This is a genomic window from Halonotius roseus (assembly GCF_006861655.1).
Lineage (GTDB): Archaea > Halobacteriota > Halobacteria > Halobacteriales > Haloferacaceae > Halonotius > Halonotius roseus.
Genome location: NZ_SESI01000002.1, coordinates 723,619 through 745,216 on the forward strand (window position 1 = coordinate 723,619; position 21,598 = coordinate 745,216).

General features: G+C 65.4%; 25 protein-coding genes. 8 read left to right on the top strand and 17 right to left on the bottom strand.

Annotated elements, in window-relative coordinates; genetic code table 11:
- The first annotated feature begins 276 nt into the window (after positions 1 to 276).
- Positions 277 to 627: a hypothetical protein gene (locus EWF95_RS09710; protein WP_142443856.1), complete on the top strand. Its 351-nt coding sequence runs from the start codon at positions 277 to 279 to the stop codon at positions 625 to 627.
- A 28-nt stretch (positions 628 to 655) separates the two neighbouring features.
- Here EWF95_RS09710 and dhaM read toward each other — a convergent pair whose 3' ends face one another.
- From dhaM to dhaK, 3 genes are read right to left on the bottom strand one after another with little or no spacing between them, the layout of a single operon-like run.
- Entirely contained in the window at positions 656 to 1,033 is a 378-nt protein-coding gene (gene dhaM / locus EWF95_RS09715; RefSeq protein WP_142443857.1) for a dihydroxyacetone kinase phosphoryl donor subunit DhaM, read from the bottom strand.
- Positions 1,033 to 1,734, bottom strand: coding sequence for a dihydroxyacetone kinase subunit DhaL (gene dhaL / locus EWF95_RS09720; RefSeq protein ID WP_142443858.1), 702 nt, complete (start codon positions 1,732 to 1,734; stop codon positions 1,033 to 1,035). The genes dhaM and dhaL overlap by 1 nt, the downstream gene beginning before the upstream one ends.
- Positions 1,731 to 2,726, bottom strand: a complete 996-nt coding sequence (gene dhaK, locus EWF95_RS09725; RefSeq protein WP_142443859.1) for a dihydroxyacetone kinase subunit DhaK — start codon at positions 2,724 to 2,726, stop codon at positions 1,731 to 1,733. The genes dhaL and dhaK overlap by 4 nt, the downstream gene beginning before the upstream one ends.
- Positions 2,727 to 2,908: 182 nt before the next feature.
- Here dhaK and EWF95_RS09730 point away from each other — a divergent pair, with 182 nt between their 5' ends.
- Positions 2,909 to 4,273, top strand: coding sequence for a hemolysin family protein (locus EWF95_RS09730; RefSeq protein WP_142443860.1), 1,365 nt, complete (start codon positions 2,909 to 2,911; stop codon positions 4,271 to 4,273).
- A gap of 14 nt (positions 4,274 to 4,287) precedes the next feature.
- Here the strand turns inward: EWF95_RS09730 and EWF95_RS09735 are convergent, their stop codons facing one another.
- The 3 genes from EWF95_RS09735 to EWF95_RS09745 form a co-directional block, all read right to left on the bottom strand.
- Positions 4,288 to 5,499 carry a DUF7118 family protein gene (locus EWF95_RS09735; RefSeq protein ID WP_142443861.1) on the bottom strand — a complete coding sequence of 404 codons (1,212 nt, stop codon included), beginning with the start codon at positions 5,497 to 5,499 and terminating at the stop codon, positions 4,288 to 4,290.
- Between the two features lies 1 nt (position 5,500).
- A complete protein-coding gene (hisI, locus tag EWF95_RS09740) occupies positions 5,501 to 5,869 on the bottom strand; it encodes a phosphoribosyl-AMP cyclohydrolase (RefSeq protein WP_142443862.1) in 369 nt (122 codons plus the stop codon).
- A 78-nt stretch (positions 5,870 to 5,947) separates the two neighbouring features.
- On the bottom strand, positions 5,948 to 6,934 hold the full coding sequence (locus EWF95_RS09745) for a DMT family transporter (RefSeq protein ID WP_142443863.1): 987 nt from the start codon (positions 6,932 to 6,934) through the stop codon (positions 5,948 to 5,950).
- A 233-nt stretch (positions 6,935 to 7,167) separates the two neighbouring features.
- Between EWF95_RS09745 and EWF95_RS09750 the strand changes: the two genes are divergently transcribed.
- Positions 7,168 to 7,965, top strand: a complete 798-nt coding sequence (locus EWF95_RS09750) for a helix-turn-helix transcriptional regulator (protein WP_142443864.1) — start codon at positions 7,168 to 7,170, stop codon at positions 7,963 to 7,965.
- Positions 7,966 to 7,996: 31 nt separating this feature from the next.
- Here EWF95_RS09750 and EWF95_RS09755 read toward each other — a convergent pair whose 3' ends face one another.
- Positions 7,997 to 8,758, bottom strand: a complete 762-nt coding sequence (locus tag EWF95_RS09755; RefSeq protein ID WP_142443865.1) for a topoisomerase DNA-binding C4 zinc finger domain-containing protein — start codon at positions 8,756 to 8,758, stop codon at positions 7,997 to 7,999.
- Between the two features lie 74 nt (positions 8,759 to 8,832).
- Here EWF95_RS09755 and EWF95_RS09760 point away from each other — a divergent pair, with 74 nt between their 5' ends.
- Positions 8,833 to 9,507 (top strand): HAD family hydrolase, encoded by a 675-nt coding sequence (locus tag EWF95_RS09760; protein WP_142443866.1) that lies wholly within the window; start codon positions 8,833 to 8,835, stop codon positions 9,505 to 9,507.
- An 11-nt stretch (positions 9,508 to 9,518) separates the two neighbouring features.
- On the opposite strand, the gene EWF95_RS09765 is transcribed toward EWF95_RS09760, so the two are convergent.
- The 4 genes from EWF95_RS09765 to EWF95_RS09780 form a co-directional block, all read right to left on the bottom strand.
- On the bottom strand, positions 9,519 to 9,995 hold the full coding sequence (locus EWF95_RS09765) for a type II toxin-antitoxin system VapC family toxin (RefSeq protein ID WP_142443867.1): 477 nt from the start codon (positions 9,993 to 9,995) through the stop codon (positions 9,519 to 9,521).
- Positions 9,992 to 10,264, bottom strand: coding sequence for an AbrB/MazE/SpoVT family DNA-binding domain-containing protein (locus EWF95_RS09770; protein ID WP_142443868.1), 273 nt, complete (start codon positions 10,262 to 10,264; stop codon positions 9,992 to 9,994). Before EWF95_RS09770 ends, EWF95_RS09765 begins: the two co-directional genes overlap by 4 nt.
- A gap of 108 nt (positions 10,265 to 10,372) precedes the next feature.
- On the bottom strand, positions 10,373 to 12,709 hold the full coding sequence (locus EWF95_RS09775) for a DEAD/DEAH box helicase (RefSeq protein WP_142443869.1): 2,337 nt from the start codon (positions 12,707 to 12,709) through the stop codon (positions 10,373 to 10,375).
- Between the two features lie 124 nt (positions 12,710 to 12,833).
- Positions 12,834 to 13,427 (bottom strand): DUF7474 family protein, encoded by a 594-nt coding sequence (locus EWF95_RS09780; RefSeq protein ID WP_142443870.1) that lies wholly within the window; start codon positions 13,425 to 13,427, stop codon positions 12,834 to 12,836.
- Between the two features lie 378 nt (positions 13,428 to 13,805).
- On the opposite strand from EWF95_RS09780, the gene EWF95_RS09785 reads away from it, so the two are divergent.
- Complete coding sequence (locus tag EWF95_RS09785) at positions 13,806 to 14,915, top strand: DNA primase large subunit PriL (RefSeq protein ID WP_142443941.1); 1,110 nt, start codon at positions 13,806 to 13,808, stop codon at positions 14,913 to 14,915.
- A gap of 15 nt (positions 14,916 to 14,930) precedes the next feature.
- On the opposite strand, the gene EWF95_RS09790 is transcribed toward EWF95_RS09785, so the two are convergent.
- The 5 genes from EWF95_RS09790 to EWF95_RS09810 all read right to left on the bottom strand — a co-directional run bounded on the left by EWF95_RS09790 (position 14,931) and on the right by EWF95_RS09810 (position 18,709).
- Positions 14,931 to 15,140, bottom strand: a complete 210-nt coding sequence (locus EWF95_RS09790; protein ID WP_142443871.1) for a DUF7472 family protein — start codon at positions 15,138 to 15,140, stop codon at positions 14,931 to 14,933.
- Between the two features lie 100 nt (positions 15,141 to 15,240).
- On the bottom strand, positions 15,241 to 15,663 hold the full coding sequence (gene hjc, locus EWF95_RS09795; RefSeq protein ID WP_142443872.1) for a Holliday junction resolvase Hjc: 423 nt from the start codon (positions 15,661 to 15,663) through the stop codon (positions 15,241 to 15,243).
- 91 nt (positions 15,664 to 15,754) lie between these two features.
- Positions 15,755 to 15,982: a hypothetical protein gene (locus tag EWF95_RS09800; RefSeq protein WP_142443873.1), complete on the bottom strand. Its 228-nt coding sequence runs from the start codon at positions 15,980 to 15,982 to the stop codon at positions 15,755 to 15,757.
- Between the two features lie 74 nt (positions 15,983 to 16,056).
- Positions 16,057 to 17,346, bottom strand: coding sequence for an adenosylhomocysteinase (locus tag EWF95_RS09805; protein WP_142443874.1), 1,290 nt, complete (start codon positions 17,344 to 17,346; stop codon positions 16,057 to 16,059).
- Between the two features lie 61 nt (positions 17,347 to 17,407).
- Positions 17,408 to 18,709 carry an amidohydrolase gene (locus EWF95_RS09810; protein ID WP_142443875.1) on the bottom strand — a complete coding sequence of 434 codons (1,302 nt, stop codon included), beginning with the start codon at positions 18,707 to 18,709 and terminating at the stop codon, positions 17,408 to 17,410.
- 102 nt (positions 18,710 to 18,811) lie between these two features.
- Between EWF95_RS09810 and EWF95_RS09815 the strand changes: the two genes are divergently transcribed.
- A complete protein-coding gene (locus EWF95_RS09815) occupies positions 18,812 to 19,330 on the top strand; it encodes a DUF7342 family protein (RefSeq protein ID WP_142443876.1) in 519 nt (172 codons plus the stop codon).
- Positions 19,327 to 19,764: a hypothetical protein gene (locus EWF95_RS09820; protein ID WP_142443877.1), complete on the top strand. Its 438-nt coding sequence runs from the start codon at positions 19,327 to 19,329 to the stop codon at positions 19,762 to 19,764. Before EWF95_RS09815 ends, EWF95_RS09820 begins: the two co-directional genes overlap by 4 nt.
- Positions 19,765 to 19,789: 25 nt before the next feature.
- On the opposite strand, the gene EWF95_RS09825 is transcribed toward EWF95_RS09820, so the two are convergent.
- A complete protein-coding gene (locus EWF95_RS09825) occupies positions 19,790 to 20,470 on the bottom strand; it encodes a peptidase (RefSeq protein ID WP_142443878.1) in 681 nt (226 codons plus the stop codon).
- A 280-nt stretch (positions 20,471 to 20,750) separates the two neighbouring features.
- On the opposite strand from EWF95_RS09825, the gene hisG reads away from it, so the two are divergent.
- Positions 20,751 to 21,596 (top strand): ATP phosphoribosyltransferase, encoded by an 846-nt coding sequence (gene hisG / locus EWF95_RS09830; protein ID WP_142443879.1) that lies wholly within the window; start codon positions 20,751 to 20,753, stop codon positions 21,594 to 21,596.
- Positions 21,597 to 21,598: the final 2 nt, after the last annotated feature.

Consider the following 21,598-nt stretch of genomic DNA (forward strand, 5'->3'; position numbering starts at 1 on the left):
AGCACCGATTCGTCTGGTTTTATATATCGGCCGAGCAGTCCCACCCGCGTCAGTGAATCAGGCAGCCGCAGTCGGGTGGGACTGAAAGGGGCCGGCGTCTCGGCGAACCCGGACGACGAAAGCACTGCAGGAGCGAGTGTAGCGAGCGACGAAGCGCGCAGCGAGTCCTGGGAGCCGAGACGCCGGGGGCTTTCGAGATGGTTCCAGTTTCCTCGGCTTCTCTGAACACGACCACCCAGTGCACACATACATACGCCCGCGAGCGAACCATTAGGTATGGTTCCTGTTATCGGCGGCCTCATCTCGTTTGTGATCGCCCTCCTCATCGGCGGCCTGGCGATCTTCATCAGCGCGCGTTCCATCGTCGACGTCGACGACTACGGTCACGCGGTCATCACCGCGCTTCTCGGCGCGATCGCCTGGGGGCTCACCTCCTGGGTGCCACTGATCGGGCCACTCATCGCCCTCGTGGTCTGGATCGGCGTCATCAACTGGCGGTACCCCGGCGGCTGGGGTACCGCCGGAGCCATCGGCCTGATCGCATGGCTCGCCGCGCTGGGCATCATCTTTGTCGCAAACAGCCTCCTCAGCCTCGGGATCGGCGCGTTCGGGATCCCCGGCGTTTAAAAAAAAAACGGAGCCGACAACGAGTCGCTCAGGTTTTGCTGATGTCGGCGGCGGCCTCGGCCTGTTCGACCACCGACTCCAGGGTCGCCTTCGGATCGGTCGCGGCGACAGCGGCGTTGACCGCGCCTTCGAGCACCGGCGCGTCGGCGATGACCGCCTCGCCGTCGTGCATCTCGATGGCGACCTCGGCGTTCATCACCGCGCTGCCGAGATCGACGAGGACGACGACGCCGTCGCCATCGTCGGCGGCAGCCAGCGCGTCGCTGATGCGGTCGACATCGGTGCCGATCTCACCGTCGTCGCCGCCGGCGGCTTCGATCGCCGTCTCACCGCCCATCTCGGCGGCAACTTCGACGATGCCTTCGGCGGCTTTCGCGCTATGGGAGACAACGACGAGTCCGACCATCAGTTCTCCGCGGCCTCCGCATCCGGGATCGTCGGCGACGACGCGTCGACATCGGGTACCTCGCTGTCAAGTTCGTCGGCCGCCGTCTCCAGCAGTTCCTCCATGATATAGAGCGTGCTCGTCGCGCCGGGATCCTGGTGGCCGACCGACCGCCAGCCGAGATAGGACGCCCGGCCCTTGCTCGCCCGGATCGGCACCGTGAACTGGACACCGATCTCGGCGGCGGCGACCGCCTTGGCGAACGCTTCCAGCACGGGCAGGTCGTCGGTTTCGACGGATTTCTTGAACGTGTGGACAGCGGGCGTCAGCGCGTCGACCATCGTCTGGTCGCCGACGCTGGCGTCGCCGCGGTCTTGGACCTTTTCGAGGTAGGTCTCGGCGAAGGCGACCGCGGTTTCCGGCGTGAGCCCGCCCTCGAGCTCCTGGCTGGCAAAGACGAGCGAACCACCGTACAGCGGCCCCGACGCGCCGCCGACCTCCGAGAGCACCGTCTTGCCCGCAGTTTTGACCACGGTTTGCACGTCCGGGTCGTCGAGCTCGGCGACGGTGTCGGCAGCTTCGGCCCAGCCGCGGGCCATGTTGCCGCCGTGGTCGGCGTCGCCGATCGCGGAGTCGAGGTCGGTCAGATGCTCCCGCTCGGCCTGAATCCGGTCGGCAACGGCTTCGACGGCGGCGACGACAGCGGCAGCGTCCCCGCTCATTGGACTGTCAGACCCGGCGTGTCGGCCGGCGCGGCGAGCAGCTCCTTGAGCTCGTCGTCGACCGCACAGACCGTGATCGACGCCCCCTCCATATCCAGGGAGGTCATGTAGTCGCCGACCCAGGCGTCCCACGTTTCGAGGCCGTGGTCGCCGATGAGCTCCTGGAGCTTGCGGTTGACGACGAACAGCTCCATCAGCGGCGTCCCGCCCATCCCGTTGACGATGGTGACGACCTCCTGGCCCTCGTCGAGATCAAGATCGTCGAGGACGCCCTCGGTGAGTTCCTCGGTGATCTCGTCGGCCGACATCACGTCGGTTCGCTCGGTGCCCGGCTCGCCGTGGATCCCGATCCCGAGTTCGATCTCGTCGTCCGGCAGATCAAAGGTCGCTTCGCCCTTTTCCGGCGTCACACAGGAGGTGAGTGCCATCCCCATTGTCCCCACGTTGTCGACGACCTTCTGGGCGACCCGCTGGACTTCGTCGAGATCCGCGCCTTCGGCGGCTTTCGCGCCGGCGGCCTTGTGGACGAGGATCGTCCCACAGACCCCACGGCGGCCGGAGGTGTACAGGGAGTCCTCGACGGCAACGTCGTCGTTGACGACAACCGTGGCAACGTTGGCACCCTCCATCTCGACCATCTCGATGGCGGTCTCAAAGTTCATCACGTCGCCCTCGTAGTTTTTGATCACGGCGAGCACCCCCTCGCCGCTGTCGGTGGCCTCAAGCAGAGCCTCGAACTCGTCGGCGGTCGGCGAGGAGAACACGTCGCCGGCGGCCGCGCCGTCGAGCATCCCGTCGCCGATATAGCCGCCGTGGGTCGGCTCGTGGCCGCTGCCGCCGCCGGAGACGACGCCGACCTTGCCGTCGACGGGGGCGTCATCCCGAACAAGTACCTGTGTGTCGGGGAGCCGCCGCATATCCGGGTAGGCGGCGGTCATTCCATCGAGCATTTCGTCGACAACGTCGTCGGAGTCGTTGATGAGTTTCTTCATACGCAGTTTCATTATTGTCCGTGAAAGATTAAAGGTTAATTACTCCCTGCTGTCACGTAATAAAAATCTGGGGTTTGATTACTCCCAGACATTCCGTATGCCGAGGGTGCGCCCACACATGCGACGGTGAGTATCCCACAGCCGCCGGACAGTTTTTCCACCCTGTCGGCGACAGGTGAGGTATGAGTCTCACACTCGTCTTATTCGGGGTCACCGCCATCGTGATCCTGACGGCGATCAGCGCCTTCTTTTCGAGCAGCGAACTCGCGGTGTTTTCGGTCGCCAGCCACCGGATCGATGCCATCGTCGACGAGGGCCGACCCGGCGGCGACGCCCTTGCCGCGTTGCGGTCGAACCCCCACCGGTTTCTGGTGACCGCACTCGTCAGCAACAACATCGCCAACATCGCCGCCGCCAGCGTCGCCACCGCGGTGTTGGTGCAGTTTCTGCCGGCCGGCCAGGCGGCGACGGGATCGACCGTCGTCACCAGCTTTTTTATCATCGTCTTCGGCGAGATCGCGCCGAAATCCTACGCGGTCGCCAACGCCGAACGCCACGCCCTCCGGGTCGCCCGCCCGGTCGTCGCCATCCAGCGACTCCTCCGGCCACTGCTGTATGTGTTCGAGGCGACGACCGGCGTGGTCAACCGCCTGACAGGCGGCGACGCCGGGTTCGAATCCTATCTCTCCCGTGAGGAGATCGAAGGGATCGTCCGCAGCGGCGAGGCGACAGGCGTGTTGGATACCGATGAGGGCGCGATGATCCGAAGCGTCCTCGATCTCGAAACAACGATCGTCCAGGCGGTGATGGTGCCCCGGACGCGGATCATCTCGGTGCCGGAGACCGCAAGCCTCGATACGGTCATCGAGACCTGCTGGGGGAAGGGCGTCGATCGGGTTCCGGTCGTCGGCGAGAGCCGCGACGACGTACGCGGGATCGTCGACCTCCGGGCCGCGCTGGCGGCCCGCGCCGAGGGACGATCACTGGCATCGATCCTCACCGATCCCGTCTTCGTCCCGACAACGAAGCCGGTCGACGAGCTGTTGGCCGAGATGCAACGGGACGGCCATCGGATGGTGGTCGTCGTCGACGAGTTCGGGACGGTCGTCGGGCTCGCAACGCTGGAGGATGTCATCGAGGAGGTCGTCGGCGAGCTTGTCGACCACACCGAAACCGATCCCGTCCGCGTCGTCGACGACGGAAGCGCGATCGTCGCCGGCTGGGCGGCCGTCGGCTCCGTCAACGACAGCCTGGGGATCGAACTCCCGACAGCAGGAAGTTTCGAGACGATCGCCGGGCTGTTGTCCCACCAGCTGGGCCGGTTGCCGCGATCCGACGACCGAGTCGAAATCGGCGGGGTCGTCCTTACTGTCGTTGAGGCGGGCCAAACACGGGTGCAGCGCGTCCGGATCGAGTGGGAGCCGACAGCCGACGATGCGGCGGCTGTGACAGCCAGCGACGACAAAAATCATGGCCAGGATCATGACCACTCCCATGACGAACAGCCAGAACAGCCGGAGCCGGACGACGGCAGCCGCGAGGACTGAGTCCAGGGTGGCGATCAGTCGATCGCGGTCTCATCGAGTGCGGCGTCGATCTTGCTGATCGCGTCGGTGACAGCCGCGAGATCGTCGTCGACGGCCCCGCTTGCAACCCGGTCGTACTCATCATCATCCAGCTCGTGTTCGGCGACGGCGACCTCGCGGAGCCGCTCGTACTCGTCGCGGCGCGTAAAGCGGGCGAGGCGGCGGCGGGCGGCCTCGATGTTCGGGGTGGTGTCATCGGCATCGTCGAGATCGTCGCTGTCGTCAACAGCATCACCGCCGCTGTCGTCGTCCGCGAACACAGACTCAAGCCGGCGAACAAACGGTGCCAACTCATCAAGCCGAGTGCGCAACGTCGCAGCCTCGGCGGGCGGCCACCCGACACAGAAGGCCTCGGCATCAAGCCGGTCGAGGTAGGTTTGGTGGACGGCGACGCTGGTGCGGAGCGCGCCGGGATCATCGACGTAATGCTCCAGTTTTGATGGGGAGTAGTCGGCGTACTCGACGAGTTCGGCCAGCGGCTCGGCCCCGACAGGTTTGGTGTCGATATACTCGACAAGATCCCGGGGCGGACGGTCGACGCCGACCAGCGGACGGTCAGCCGCGTCGCCGAGGAGCTCGAACAGCTCACGGGCCGGACGAGTGTCGCGGAATTGCTCGAAGGCGGTTCGAACGGCCGTGTTGTACTCATCGACGCGCTCCCGCAGCGGTTCCGTAGAGACCTCGAGATCAACGTCGGCGAGGCGTTGGAGGTCGCGGAGCCGGTCAGCCTCCTCGCGGAGCTCAGACAGCCGTTTCTCGGCGTCGCCACGGGCTGTCCGATAGGCGTCGATCGCGGCCTCCCGTTCCTCCAGCAGCTCGACGGCCTCGCCGGCAGTCTCGATCTGTTCGCGGGCAAACTCGAAATCCGCCTCGTTCAGCCGGCGTTTGTCGAGGCGATCGCTGACGCGCTGGAAGGCATCGGCCGCGAAGGTGTCGTCGGGCAGCGAATCGACGAGCGTCAGGATCTCGGTTTGGAACTGGAGATAGGCACCGAAATCGCCGGTGCCGGTCGCGCTGTCCTCGTAGTTATCAAGCAGCCGTGTCGCGTTCCGGTAGGCGTCCGCGGCGGCCTCGACGCTGTCCTCGCCGTGGTCGGCGATGGCGGCTTCGGCGGCCGCCACGCGGTCGGCAGCCGCGCGAAGCTCCTCGGCGACAGCCGGCGGGGATTCGATCTCGGTTGGAGCCATCTTATTCGTAGACTGCGTCGGGATCGAAGACAGTTTCGCCGACGTTCTCGCCGTCGATGGTGCGGTAGAAACAGCTCTCGTGGCCGGTGTGACACGCCCCGCCCTCTTGCTCGACGAGATACAGCAGCGTGTCGGCGTCGCAGTCGACTCGCACCTCTCGAATCTGTTGGGTGTGGCCGCTGGTCGCGCCCTTCTCCCAGAGCTCATCGCGGCTCCGGGAGTAGTAGTGGGCCCGGCCGGTCTCGATCGTTTTGTCGAGGGCTTCGGGTGAGACGTACGCGAGCATGAGCACGTCCTTCGAGTCGGCGTCCTGGGCGACCGCCGGGACAAGCCCGTTGTCGCCGAAATCAACGTCTACGTGGTCGGTCATTGGGAGGACTCAACGCGGCAAGGTGAATAGGCCTTTCCCGTCGCCCCGCCGCCGGCGCGCGGGCTGTCGGCGGGTTCCCTACTCGCCGCTGTAGCGACCCTTGTCGACGCGGCCGTAGCCGTGAGTCCGCCGCCACTCGGCGAGGCGGTGGCGACCCCGGCGGGCCAGCGGGGCCAACTCCGGCGCACCGATGATCCCGAAGCCGACGACGATCACGCCGAAGCCGGCGACCGTCATCGCCGACAGCGACTCCCCAAGGAGGAGCCAGCCGCCGAGCGTGGCGACGACCGGACTGACGTAGAAGACGAGACTCGATCGGGTGGCGCCGACGGCATCGAGCAGATTGAAATGCAGGATGTAGGCGAGCGCGCCCGCGAAGACGCCGAGGTAGGCCACCGAGAGGAGTGCCGATGGCGTCCACGTTGCTGCCGCGACCGACTCGCCAGCACCGAGGCTGAGCGCGTGGAGCAACGCCGCGCTGACCGGGAGGGCCCACGCGGTGCGAACCGTACTCGACAGCCGCGGCGCGGAGCGGCGGATCAACACCGTGCCGAGCGCGAGGCTGACCGCGCCCGCCAGCACGATCGCCGCGCCGCCCGACAGCGTCGCCCGCAACGTCGCCGGCGTGAGCTCGATGACCATACCGACGCCGACGAGGCCAACGAGCGTGCCGACCGCGCCGGTCGTCGAGAGCCGTTCGTCGCTGAGTAGGCCGCCGGCGAACAGCGGCGTGAAGATCGGCACGAGCGCGAAGAGGATCGCGCCGACGCCGCTGGTGACCGACCCCTGGCCGAGGAACAACAGCCCGTTGGCGAGGCCGATCGCAAAGACACCGGCGGCGAGAATCCCCGCGATGTCGCCGCGGGTTCGCGGAACGAGATCGCGCACATCGTGGGTGTAGAGGACGTAGCCACCGAGAACGAGCGCGGCGAGATCGAACCGCACCGCAACGAGTAGCAACGGCGGCACGTCAGCCAGGCCAGCCTTCGCCGCGACGAACGTGCCGCCAAACAGGACGCTGACCGCGAGGAAGGCCGCCGTCCAGCGGTGAGTATCCAGTTTCATCGGGCCTCCGATCCGGCAACCGGGCGGAGAGATAGCGTGGAAGAGATAAGATCGCTCATACCCAAACGGAGGGGTCGAACAGGCATAAACCAATCCAGAAACCGCTGCACGGCGGGACAATCGGTTGGGTCGTGACGGCCAACCGTAGCGTGCAGTCGGCGCACACAGAGAGATATTTTCACGGTATGAAAGAGAGCCGAAACCGACTTGCGACCAGGGAGGGAAGACGGAGTATGGATCGGGTCTTCGAAGAGATGGAGTTTCTTGCGCGGTCAGCCAACCGCGGCGACGTGCTGACGCTGGTAGCCGAGGCCCCACACGATCGGCAGTCGTTGGCGGCTGAGACCGGTGCTTCACAGCCAACGCTCGGTCGGATTCTCCGAGACTTTGAGAAACGGAACTGGGTACGGGCGACCGAGGCCGGCTACACGGCGACGGCGACCGGCCGGCTCGTCGCCGCGGGGTTGACCGAACTCTCCGAGAGCCTTGCCGCCGAGCTCCACCTCCGGGAGATCAGCGAGTGGCTGCCGGCCGACGACCTCGGTTTTGACCTGAAACGACTGGGCGAGGCAACGATTACGACGCCAACCCAAACCCGGCCGAGCGCGCCGATCAGTCGGGTGATCGAGCTGATCGAGGCGGCACACCGCGTGCGGATCTTCTCGCATGCGTTTAACGAGCAGACGCTGGCCGCGGTCGCGGAGTGGGTCGCCGATGGCGGGGAGTTCGAAGGGGTGTTTGCCGCGTCGGCGATCGATGCGGTCGCCCACGAGACCGGGCTGCGCGGGCAGCTCCAACAGCTGCATGCCGCCGACGGCGCGACGATTCGTGTCGTCGAGGGCGCGATTCCGCTGGCGGTGACGGTTGCCGACGACACGGTGAGTCTGTTGTTGCGGGACGAGAACGGGCGACTACAGGCCGCCGTCGACACCGACGACCCAGCAGTCGAGAGTTGGGCGGCGGATCGACACGGTCGGTACTGGGAGTCGGCGCGACCGCTGGCTGAGAGCGATCTCGACGGCAGCGAGTGACGAGGACAGTGGTTGGCGAGCCGTGGGCCGCTCAGGCAGACGCTGTCTCCGAGGCCGGGCGATCATGCTCACAGGTGCCGTCGAGACACCGCTCGCCGGAGGCGGTGCGGAACCGCGGGAGTCCACACTCGCAGGTGTCGGTGACAACGCCGGCCGGGAACGAAAACGACGTTTCGCAGTCCGGGTAGTCGTCACAGCCGAAAAACAGCCGGCCGTCCGGGCTACGAACGCGCAGCGGCGCGCCACAGTCCGGGCAGTCGTAGGCCTCGTCGAACCGCTCGCGGACGGCCGCCGACAGCGACTCACAGGCGTAATCGACACAGAGATCGAAGGCCTCCCCGCGTTCGACGCGGATCTGTGGGAGGCCGCAGTCTGGACAGGCCGAATCCAGCACGGTTGCCCCCGACGGCAGGCCGTACTGCTCGGCGCAGTCGAGACACCGAACCTCGCCGCGCGTGCGGACGAGTTGGCCGGTGCAGAGCGGGCAGTCGCCGACGGGAACGCCGGCTTCGGAGACCGGGAACGACTCGACGCCAGCAACGTCGTGGGAGCTAACCGAGAGCTGTTGACCGTCGGCCGCGGCGGTGAGGCTGAACCCCTCGCTGTCGTGTTCGACGGTGACCTCGTCAGGGCGGGTGAGCCACGCGACGGGCTGGTAGCCGTCGGCGTCGTGGACGAGCACCGTTCGGTCGGGTTTGACCAAGATGACCACGTGGCCGCGTTGGGTGCGGTCGCGGCTGCCTTCGAACTCGACGGTGCAGTCGCCGGTCAGGATGCGGGTGCGGTCGGCCATGGGCCGGCGTGGCCGCGGCTTCGGCCCTAAAGATACGGGCGAGAGTCTTTAGGTGAAGGCGATGACGGGCCACCATGAGCGATTCCGAACGCAGGAGCCGGGCCGTGTTGTTCGATATGGACGGCGTGATCGTCGACTCCGAGCGGTACTGGCACGAGGCCCAGCCGGAACACATCTTTCCGGCGACGCTCGCCGGCACGTATCCGGATCTCGACGAGACGACCGGGATGAATTACAAGGAGATCTACGACTATCTCGACGCGAATTACGAGACCAAGGTCAGCAAGGAGGAGTTCATCGATATCTTCGATGAGACGGCCCGCGAGATCTACCGCGAGCGCGTCTCGCTACTCGATGGGTTTCAGGATCTCCGCGGGGAACTCGGAGCCACCGGCGTCACCGTCGCTATCGTCACCTCCGCGCCGCCGGCGTGGCACGAGATCGTCACCGACCGGTTCGACATCGCGGTCGATGCGACGATCAGCGCGGAGGATATCGACGGCGAGGGGAAGCCGGCTCCCGATGTCTACGAGCACGCGGCCGGCGTCCTCGGCATCGATCCGGCTGACTGCCTCGTCGTCGAGGACTCGAAAAACGGCGTCGAGGCCGGGAAGCGAGCCGGTATGACGGTGATCGCCTACCGGAGCGGCCCGAACGACGACACCGACCTCTCGGCGGCCGATGTCGGTGTCGATGGGGTCGAAGAGCTTCGCACTGAGATCCGACGCCGGACGGGAGTCGGGGGATAGGCCGCGTGTAACTACTCGGGTCTGACGGTGACGGCCGGGAAATACGTATCGTAGAACGCGGTATCGAATGTAAGCAGGCGGTCGCAGTCGACAACAGCGTGGGCGCCGATGAGAAAGTCGGCGGCGATATGCTGCCGCGGAGCGAGCGCGGTGCCACACTCCGTGCAGGGAACCGTCTGGTCGAACCCGCACGTCGGACACTGCAACCCGTCCGGTCGGCGGTCAGTGTACTCCTGAAAGGCTACGCCGGCACGGAACAGGGCTTCTTGTGACGGCTCGTCAAGTTGCAATCGAAGGTCGTCGCAGAACTCGTCGAGGGCCGTAGATGATTCGAAATGGCCGTCGGCAGCGAGTTCGGCGTAGACGATCGGCGAAATCACGACCCGACCATCCTGATAGGCGCGGCGCAGAACCGACTCGCTGGCGTCGGCGTGTTCGTCGTCGTACAGCAGGGCGAGCAGCGCGTTCGTATCGACCGCGGTGATCACGTGTCGCCCCCGGATTCAGCATCGCTCACGTCACGAGGGTACTCACCGCGGAGTCGACGCATCCGCTCGGGCATCGAGTCGGCACTGTCGGCACGACCACGGTGTTTGGTGAACGGATCATCACCATCGGCCGTCGTCGGGGGGTCTTTCCGTATCGTGTACCCCGATTCTTTTTCCTCAAACGTGATCTCGTCACCCGGTTCGATGCCGAGAGCCTCCCGGATATCCTTAGGTATCGTGACTTGGCCTTTCGTGGTAACGCGAGGCATGAGTAATTGAACATACGGTGTAATACAAGAAAAGTATTACTCCAACAATCATACGACACCAGATCGCTGTGAAGACGGCCGCTAACCGGACTCCCCGTCACCAACCGATTACTCCACGGTCACCGACCGACTCGCCCGCACCGGCGGCAACGGCAGATCGGGGAACGTCACCTCGACGGTGAACTCCAGATCCTCGTCGGCCCCGAACACACCCACCGGTACCGCCGTTTCGTCGCTCAGATAACACCGCTTTTCGTTCATCTCGACGCCGTTGACCGTCACGCGAACCCCGACGGCCGCGCTCCCGGCAGTCGTCCGCACAGTAATTTCGCACATCTCGTTGTCGCCGCGGGCGATAGTGCTCGGGAACTCGCCCCACTCAACGGTGATCCGTGGCAACTCGCCGGCCGCGTCAACGACGCGTTCGGCGACGCCGGCCGTGAGGCCCGCTCGTGTGAGTTCATCGACGCCCGCGGCGACGATCTCGCCGGGGGTCGTCAGCCCACCGGTGGCGAGGGTTTCCGCGCGGCCCGCGCCGACGCCGTCGATGGCGGTCAGGCCGACTGCTTCGCGGGAGACACCGTGTTCAACGCGGGCTTCGATTCGCCGGACGAGATTAGCGGCTCGGGGGCCGGCAAACCGGTCGGCGAAGGCGTGGAGTGCGGCGAGCAGTCTGAGGGCGTTCTGTTTGATCACCCACGCGTCGCTACGGAGGCCGGAGGGAACTCGATCGTCCATGCTCGCCTGCAAGATAGCGAGGACTTTCCGGTGACCGTTTTCGAGGTCGGTATCGGTGTCGCCGAGCACCTCGTCGATGGCATCGGTTTCGGCCTGTCGGGCGGAGACGCTGTCGAACTCCTCGGCGCGGGCGACGGCGTCGAGGACGGCATCGACCGAGAGGCGATCGCGCTCAACGAGATCGGCAAACCGGACGGCCGTCGACAATCGGAGGTAGAAGTTTGAGGCGAGGCGGCCGAGTTGCGTGCCCTCCACACCGAGATCGCTGTCGGTGTCAACAAAGCCGCGGTCGACAAGCGTTTCCAGCGTCGACCGCACGCGCTCGCGGAGCCCCTCAGGGTCGTAGGCGTCGGGATCGGCGTGGGCCCGCTGGTAGTAGAACGTCGTTTCGAGCCAGCTCATCACGTCGTCGAGATCGCGGATCGTCCCCAGCGCGATCTCGGCGTTGAGATGGGCGTCGAGATCGTCGGCCAAGCGGGACTCGATCTCCTTGCCCTCCCGAAGCAGTCGCCGGTATTTGTCGGCGTCGTCGCGGTCGCAGATCACCCAGCCGTAGCCCACGTCGTCGTAGTCGGGCCGGCCGGCGCGGCCGAGCATCTGGAGAATGTCGAGTGGGCTGATGTCGACTTCGCCCTCCAGCGGGTCGTGGTATTTGGTATCGCGGATCACGACACAGCGGGCCGGGAGGTTGACGCCCCACGCCAGCGTCGACGTCGAAAACAGGAGCTGGATCTTGCCGTCCTTGAACCACTCCTCGATCTTGTTGCGGTCGTCTTTGGCGAGGCCGGCGTGGTGGAAGGCGACACCGTCAGGCGCGCCCTTCCGGAGGCTGTCGTTATTGAGTTCTTTGGCGTCGTTGTGGAAATCGTAGTCTCCGCGGGCACCCATCGGGATGTCGCGGTCAGCGATCTCATCGCGGGCTTTCGCGGCCGCCCGCACCGCATCCTGCCGGGAGGAGACGAAGACGATGGCTTGGCCGTCTTCGCGGAGATGTGGCTCGACCTTATCGAGAGCGGCGTAGAGCCGGCGGTATTTGTCGGCGAAGGCGTTATCGCCGTGGCTGTAGGTCTGCACATCGGTGTGGAGTTCGACCGGACGATACTCCTCGCCGAACTCGAAGGTTGCCTCCGGCGGGGCGTCAAGCCAGCCGGCCACGTCCTCGATGTTCGGCATCGTCGCCGACAGCGCGACGATCCGGGGCGCGCAGAGCCGCCGGAGCCGCGAGATCGTCACCTCAAGAACGCCGCCGCGACCCTCCGAGTCAAGCAGGTGTACCTCGTCGATGACGACGCAGTCGACATCGGTGATAAAGGAATAGCGCGGGGAGTCATGTTTGCGGGTCGCGGAATCCGTCTTTTCGGGTGTCATGACGAGGATGTCGGCGCGTTCGGCGCGTCGGGGATTGAGATCGCGCTCGCCGGTGACGACGTAGACGGAGTAGCCGAGCTCCTCAAAGCGATCCCACTCGGCTTCCTTCTCGTTCGTGAGCGCGCGCATCGGTGCGACAAACAGCGCGGTGCCACCGTCCCGGAGGCAGCGACAGATCGCCAGCTCGGCCAGCGCGGTTTTGCCGGCGGCGGTCGGCGCGCTGGCGACGACGTTGTCGTCGGTCTCTAAGATGACCGGCAGTGCCTCCCGCTGCATCCGGTTGAACTCCTCGAAGCCGAAGGCGTCGGCGAACTCCGGGATCGCGTCGACGACCTTCACGGCGACTCACCGGCGGGATGCCTCATTAACTGGTGTCGGGGGTTGGGCGATCAAAGGCGTTTCCTTCGGCCCCGCTTCGACTGGAGATTTGACTGGGACCACAGCACAGCGTGGCGAGACAGCGCTACCCGAGATGGCGGTCGATGACGGCTTTGGCCTCCTGGCCGGCCTGTTTCCAGCCGTAGCCCGATTCGTAGACGTGGCGTTTGCTCTCAACGAGTTCCTCCGGCGAGGACTCCTCAAAGCCGCCGCGATCCCACGCGCCGGACTCCCGGAGCCACGTGACGACGTTCTCCTTTGTCTCCGGCCACGAGAGATCGACCATCTCGTACCACGCGATCATCGCAAAGACGGCGTTGTCGTGACAGCCCGGCACCGAGCCGTGTTCGTAGATCGTCGCCATCGGCTCGATCGAGGGTTCCGAAACTTGTTCGGCGTACTCGGCGGCCGTCAGCAGCCGGAGGGTGCCATCGTCGGCCTGCTCGATCCGGTTGAGCGATTTGAGCGTCGCCAGCGCGGCGGTATGGCGGTCGCTCCACTCGCTGTCGACGGTCGCCCGAAGCTCCTCCTCGGTGAGCTCCTCGGCGGTCAAAACGGCGAGCGAATCGATGTAGGCCTTCTCGATCGTGGGCCACGGCGTCCCCTCAAACCGGCAGTCGGGCTCATGGAGGCTGTTTGTCGTCCGACAGCCGGGACAGGGGTAGCTGAAACGCGGCACGACCGATAGTTCGGCGCGCGGTGATTATAGTTTACGTCACCGGTGGCGGTGGCGTGTAAATACGAAGAGCAAACAGGTGGATCGGCCAATCGAACAACCGACTTCCTGGCGGACTGAAAGGGCGAGGCTCTCTCGACGAACCCGGACGATGCAAGCACCGCAGGAGTGAGCACTGCGAACGACGAGGAGCGCAGCGAGTCCCGGGAGTTCTGCGAGCGTGAGCGAGCAGAACCTCGAAAGCCGAGCGGAGCGAGGCTTTCGGTGGTCGAGAGAGCCGAGGGCTTTCTACCCTCGCGCAATGTCGTACCAGAACAGTCTCCCAACGACGCTGACCGTCGGGCTTATTCACCCCGCTTGTGAAGACGGCGTACGATGGCGATCACCCCACGAGACGCCCGGTATCCGTTTCTCGCTGCGGCCCGGGAGACCGTCACGGAGACGGGTGTCGATCTGGGAACGCTCGTCGCCAACGACGAGCCGGCCGTCGACCGCGGCCGCGAGCGGGTCGAACGCGCGCTGCTGTCCGGCCGTGTCGACACCGAAACACCCGACGAGTGGCGGCTCGAAGATGAGCTGTTGTCGTATCCGATCGCTCGCATTCTTGTCTCGCTGCTCGACTCACCGGCAGCGATCGAAAAGTACGCCGCCGCGGAGGCGAAGACAGCGATCGAGCGGCTCAAGGCGGATCTCGACGCCGCCGGCAGCGAGCTCCGGAGTACGCCAGACGCTAGCCTTGATCGGGCAACGCTGATTAGCGAGCTCGGACTCGATGGGGCGATCACGCCCGAAGCCGACACGCCGCAGCCGGCGGCCGCCCCGGAGTGGTTTCAGATCGGGGTTGGGACGTATCTCGATCTTGCAACTGGCCTGGGCGACGACTGGCGGCTGGTCAACCGCGAGCTCAGCGACGGGCAGGTACGGGTCGACCGCGCGGAGCTGTTTCGGCTGCTACGGGCGGCGATCCGCCGGCGTGTCGCCGAGGGGTTGCCCTTCGAGGGCCTCGACGAGGATGAGGGGATCGCCGCTGAGCTGGCGGGGGAGCTCACGGAGCTCCGGCGGCTGCTGTCGGAACGCCCGACGGTCGGCGAGATCGATTTCGTCGCCCGCGAGCTGTTCCCGCCGTGTATCGAGAACCTGCTACAGAAGGCCGAGGAGGGGATCGAACTCGAACCGATCGAGCAGTTCACGCTGATGGCGTTTCTCACCGGGATCGGGATGGATGCCGACGAGATCGTCGCCTTCTGTGGCGAATCCTCACTCGATCCCGAGGGGATCCGCTACCAGATCGAGTATCTGCAGGCCGACCGCGGCACACAGTACCCGCCGCCATCCTGTGAAACGCTGAGCACCTACGGGATCTGTCACAACGAGGACGACCACTGGAAGGTCGCCGGCCATCCGCTGGCGTACTACCAACAGCGACTGGAGGCGACCGGCGAGGGGCTTGTCGACTGGCGAGAGCAAACAGCAGGGGTCGACAGCGAGTAAAGGAATAGGGGTCGATCAGTCGTCGGCGCGGGCGAGGCCGAAGCCGACGGCGGCCATCAACAGGACAAAGCCGGCGAGCGCGCCGACAAGCGCGAAGCCGCCGGTTGGATCGAAGCCGTCGGCCCCGTTGAACACGACGCCGATGGCGACAAGACTCACGAGGAACAGTCCGACGGCAAACAGCGACGCGATGATCTGCCGGCGGAGTTCCGCGTCGATTTCCATACCCCGGATTCTATAGGCCGGCGCAAAAGGGCTTCGAAACCGCCGACAGCGACGGGCGGAACGGCCGTCCCGATCCGGCCGGGGGTTCGTCGCCGGGCGATCAGAGATCGTCAAGCGTCGTCCGCTCGCTGTGGCCGACAAGCTCATCGAAATCGGTGCCATCGGCGAGGGCGGTCTCCTTTTTCACGCGGTAGTTGCCGCCGTCGGTCGTGTAGAGATCGCCGGGATGGAAGAAATACCAGTCCTCCCGATCGAAGCGAACGGCGATCCGGGCCTTCGCGCCGAAGTTCTGGGCGAAGTAGATCAGGGCTTCGACCTCCTCGCCGGAGAGGTAGATCGGATCGCCGCTGGAGGATTTGGCCTCGATCGCGTAAAATCGGCCGTCGTTGCCGGCCAACACGTCCGGGAGGTCGCGGTCGGTCGCACTCCCGCTTGCGGGTGCGCGCATCACGGCGAAGCCGGCCTCATCGAGTTGGTTCACAAGTTCGCGTTCCCGGCGATCGCCCTTGCGGTTGGCACTCATTGTTGGTGGTCAGAGGTCGTCGCCGGCAGTCGTCGGGGGTGGTACATACCCAGGAATAGTCGGGTGAACGCAAAAGGATACGGCCGTCGGCTCACGGCTCGTCGGACTCGTCGGTTGACCCCGTGCTACTCCCGATGGCGTTTTCGCTCAGTTTCTCGGCGACATCGCCGGCGGCGAGGGTCGTCGATCCGATGTAGATCAACGGGAGAGAGACGAGCATCACGATATCACCGAGCAGTCGACCTTGGATCATCGCCATATACGCGCCGACGATCACGCAGATGGCGGCCAGCCCGAGATACGCCCAACCGACATTCATACCTGTAGTGCTGCGAGCGAGGCCAAAAGTGCGACGGTTCCAGCGGCGAGCCGCGGGCGACGGCGTCCCGCCGACTACGTTCCGTGATCCCAGCTGTCGAGATACTCGCGTTGCTCGTCGCTCAGCGAGTCGTGGGCGACGCCCTCGGCATCGAGTTTGATCTCGGCGATCTCCCGATCGAGGTCGTCAGGCACGTCGTGGACGCCCGCATCGTAGGCCGCACCGTTGGCTGCGAGTTCCCGAACACAGACCGCCTGCACGCCGAAGCTCTGATCCATCACCTCGACGGGATGGCCGAGGGCGATCGGCGCGGCGAGGTTGACGAGTCGACCCTCCGCCAGCACGTTGAGCCGGCGGCCATCAGGCAGCTCGTAGGCCTCAACGCCGTCGCGGGCCTCGTAGACATCGACGGCCTTCTCTTCGAGGGCAACGAGATCGATCTCGATATCGAAGTGGCCTGCGTTCGCCAGCAGAACGCCGTCAGGCATCACGTCGAAGTGCTTGTCGACGACGACATCGCGGTTGCCGGTGGTCGTCAGGATGAGGTCGGCGTCGGCGGCCGCTTCTTCCATCGGTTTCACGTCGTAGCCTTCCATGTGGGCTTCGAGGGCTTTCCGGGGGTCGACTTCGGTGACGACGACGTTCGCGTTCTGGCCCGAGGCTTTCTTGGCGACGCCCTTCCCGCAGTAGCCGTAGCCGGCGACGACGACGTTCTTGCCAGCGAAGGAGAGGTTCGTCGTCATCGCAATCGTCGCCAGCGAGGATTCGCCGGTGCCGTGGACGTTGTCGAACAGCGTCTTCATCGGCGTGTCGTTGACCGCGAAGACCGGGTATTCGAGCGCGTCGTCGTCGTCCATCGCGCGCAGGCGGTGGACGCCGGTCGTCGTCTCCTCACAGCCGCCGACGATGGTGTCGATGAGGTCGGGGTGATCCTCGTGGATCGCCGCGATCATGTCCATCCCGTCGTCGACGGTGATCGTCGGCTCGTGGTCGATGACGGCGTCGATGGCCGCATAGTAGTCCTCGTCGTCGACGCCGCGGACGGCGTAGGAGGTGATGTTCTCGTGGGTGTCGAGGGCCGCGCTCACGTCGTCGTGCGTTGAGAGGGGATTACAGCCGGTGATGGCGACCTCCGCACCGCCAAGTGCCAGGAGTTCGACGAGGTTGGCCGTCTTGGCTTCGACGTGCATCGCCATCCCGACGGTTTCGCCGGCGAGCGGTTGCTCGGCTTCGAACTCCTCGCGGAGCGACTGGAGGATGGGCATATGCTGGAGCGCCCAGTCCATCTTGCGGCGACCTTCGGACGCCGCGTCCTCGGGGTCGTCGAGGTGGGACGCGACCGGTGGATACGCTGATGTGCTCATACGCGTTCATCACGTCAGGCGGTGAAAACGGTACCGAAGCCGGTTACTCGGCGCGAACGAATTACTCGGCGCGCCCAACGAGGTCGGCGGCGTGTTCGCTCGCCTTCTCGCGGATCGCCGCTTCGTCCAGCGTCTTGACCTCGCGGTCTTCCATCAGGATCTCGCCGTCGCAGATCGTGTGGCGAACATCCGAGCCGCGAACCGCGTAGGCGAGGTGGCTCACGTGGTCGTGAACCGGCGTCAGGTGCGGCGCGTCGAAATCGACGACAGCGATGTCGGCCGTCCCGCCGGCTTCGAGTTCGCCGACCGGGAGGCCGATGGCCGACGCGCTGCCCTCGGTCGCCATCCGCACCGCTGACTCCGCGGCGACATCGCGGGCGTCGCCGCGGGCGAGTTTGCCGAGCATCGCCGCGTCCCGAATCTCGTCGAACAGATCGAGGTCGTTGTTCGAGGCCGCGCCGTCGGTGCCGAGGCCGACGTTGACACCGGCGTCAAGCAGCTCCTGAATTGGGGCGATCCCGCTTGCGAGTTTCATGTTGGATGCGGGGCAGTGGATCACACTCGCCCCGGTTTCGGCCAGCAGGTCGATCTCGGTCTCGTCGACGTGGACGCAGTGGGCGAGGAAGTCGTCCTCGGTGAGCATCCCGAGGTCGTCGGCGTATTCGAGCGGGCGGACGCCGTGGTCGTCAACGATGGGGTCGACCTCGTTTTCGGTCTCGTTGGCGTGGAAGTGCAGCGGAACGCCGGCCTCGCGGGCCTGCGGGACGAACTCCTCCAGATACTCGGTTTCGACGGTCGTCAGCGAGTGCGGCATCAGCGCGGTCGTGATCCGGCCGTCGGCCGCGCTGTCGAATTCGCGGGCGATATCGAGGCCCTCCTGCGCGTCGGCGCGGGCTCCTTCGTCGTCCTTGCCGACGCTGATGAACGCGTGACAGAGGTTGGCGCGGAGACCCGACTGCTCGGTCGCGGCGGCGATTTCGGGGACTTCGAAGTAGCTGTCGGCGAAGCCGGTGATCCCGCTCTTGATGAACTCGACGAGGCCGAGTTCGGTGCCGACACGGATGTCCTCCGGCGTCAACTCGGCTTCGACCGGCCAGATGTCCTCCTGGAGCCAGGAATCCAAGGGCTTGTCGTCGGCGTAGCCGCGGAGCAGCGTCATGGCGACGTGGGTGTGGGCGTTGACGAGCCCCGGCATCACCAGCGAGTCGGTCGCATCCAGCGTTTCGTCGCCACCGAGATCATCGTCGACAGCGATCACCTCGCCGGCCGCGCGGTCGATCAGTACGTCGGCCTCGCGCACCTCGAAGTCGGGTGTGAGGACATGCCCGCCCTCGATGACGACGGTGTCGGCTGCATCGGTCATACCGGCGATTGCGGGGCCGGTCTCTTAATCGGGGCGACTTGGCGGCGAAAGGAAATAAATCTGTGACAAAGAATTATATCTCTGCAGACGGAATCACCAGCCATGAGCAACAGCGGTGACGCGCCGCCACCCTTCGAGAACCCCTTCGATACGGCGACCTCCGCCGAGGAGCGCGTGTATAACACCGTCATCCAGACCCGCGAGCCGACAACAGCCCAGACCGTGGCCGACGACGCCGACTGCGATCCCAAGACCGCCCGGAAGTATCTGGCGTGGTTCGCGAAGCTCGGCGTTGTCACGGAACACGATGGCGAGCCACCGACCTACGAGCGCAATGATCGGTACTTCGAGTGGCGTCGGATCAATGAGCTTGCGAGCAAACCGGCTGCGGAGCTGCAATCGCAGGTGCAGTCGCTGACCGAACAGATTGAAACGTACGAGCAGCGGTACGATGCCGACAATCCGACCGAGGTGGATACGTTGACCCCACCGGGCGATATTTCGACAGAAACCGCGTTCGCGGAGCTGACCGACTGGCAAACGGCGCGCTCGGAACTTCGGCGACACGAACAAGCCCGACAGCTCCAAGCGGGTGATTCGAGTCCGCCGGTTCGGCAATGACTGGCGAGGAGCGTGTCCCCGAGGTCGACCGTGCTGTCCTCGAAGCGATTCAGGATCGGCTTCGTACCGCGCCACAGATCGAGACCGCGGAAATCGTCATTGCTGACGGACAGACGGAACTGAAGGCACCACTGACCGCGGCAGCCACACCCACTCGGATCGACCGTCGGTTTCTGGATATTCGCTGGTACACGAACGGCGATTTCAGGATTCACTATCAGGAAGACTGGCCGGATCGAACGTGGTCTCAGCGATGGGATCGACATCCGAACGAGCACAACGACCGGGATCACTTCCATCCGCCACCGGATGCCGCGACGCCCGGTGAGAATCGGACGTGGTCGAGCAAATTCGAAGCTGTTCTCAAACTCGTCGTCAATGGCGTCCGCACGCGGACTGACTCACTCTGGCAGGCTGTCGGAGACGGGGAGTAGGCCGACTATCCGGCGGAACAGTGGGTCACTCGCCCGCGCGCAGCCGGTCGATCCGCTGGCCGAGCGGCGGCTGCACCTCGAAATACGTCTGCCACGTCGCCCCCTCGGGCTCGACGCCACGGTGATCGGCGACCGCCTCGAAGGCGTCGGCCAGCGCGTCGGCACCGACGCGGTCGGCGGCCGCTCGATCCGCGCGGAACTGGAGTTGCCGACCGATCCAGAAGAGGACGAGCGCGGCAGCCGCGATGACGAACAGCCCGTTTGAAAACGCGATCAAGCCGCCGAACATCGCGGTGGCGACACCGATGACGACCGCGGCGGCAAACGCGCGGTATTCGAGATACAACAGGCGGCCGCGCTGGGCTTCGGCCGTCAGCAACGCGGTCGCCGTCGCGTCATCGAGGCTGTCAAAAAATCCCTCCGTAAGCAACAGCTGGCGGCGACCCGGCAGCCCGTGAAGCGAGATCTTGATCGACGACGGATCGGCCGTCTCGGAGATGTGGATCGCCGTCGGATCGATATCGACCGCCGCGAGCAACGCATCGAGACTCTCCTGCTCGTCGGTCGTTGGCGACCGCGTCTCCCGAAGCGACAGCGACACCCGTGGGCCGAGGGCGGCCAACGCCAGAAACAGGACGACGGCGGCGACGACAAACCACAACGGATCGATGGTGGCCTGTAGCGGGATGGCGGCCGCAGCAATCATACATCCGACTGCGGCCGACGGCCCCATAGCGGTTCCGCTCCACATTCCCGCTCGACCAGCCGAGTAACCGACTTCCTGGCGGACTGAAAGGGCGAGGCACTCTCGACGAACCCCGGCGACGTAAGCACCGCAACGAGCAACGCGAGTGAGGAGCGCAGCGAGCCGCGGGAGTCGAGAGTGCCGAGGGCTTTCTACATCTACGTTTTTGATACAACTGCGCAGTCAAAGACTGTCACGTATAGAGGGAAAGACAGTTGCCCTGTCACCGAGAGAAGCGAGTATGCGCATCGCCGTGCCCAACAAGGGGCGTCTCCACGAGCCGACGGTGAAACTACTCGAACGCGCCGGGTTACGGATCGAAAATGGGGCCGAGCGGAAGCTCTACGCCGAGACGGTCGATCCCGACGTGACCGTGCTGTTCGCCCGCGCCGCCGACATCCCGGAGTACGTCGCCGACGGCGCGGCCGCCGTCGGGATTACCGGGGTCGATCAGGAACGGGAGTCCGGCACCGACCTCGACGAACTGGTCGATCTTGAGTTCGGCCAGTGCCGGCTCGTCTTGGCGGCTCCTGAGGACGGTGAGATCACTGAGCCCGAACAGTTGGAGGGCAAAACCGTCGCCACCGAGTTCCCGCGCGTCACCCGCGAGTATTTCGACGAACAGGACATCGACACCGAGATCGTCGAGGTCACGGGCGCGACTGAGTTGACGCCGCACGTCGAGATGGCCGACGCCATCGTCGATATTACCTCGACGGGAACGACGCTCGCGGTCAACCGACTGGCGATCATCGACGAGGTGTTGAACAGCTCGGTGCGGCTGTTCGCTCGCCCCGAGACAGCCGACGACGAGAAGGTCGAACAGCTCGTGACGGCGTTTGAGTCCGTGCTGGCAGCCGACGACAAGCGGTACCTGATGATGAACGTCGCCAGCGAGGATCTAGAGGCCGTCAAAGATGTGATCCCAGGACTCGGCGGGCCGACGGTGATGGATGTCGCCGGCAGCGACGACCTGGCGGTTCACGTCGTCGTCGACGAACGCGAGGTCTTCGAGGTCATCAACGATCTGAAGGCCGCGGGCGCGACCGGGATTTTGGTGACCGAGATCGAACGCCTCGTCGAATAGCT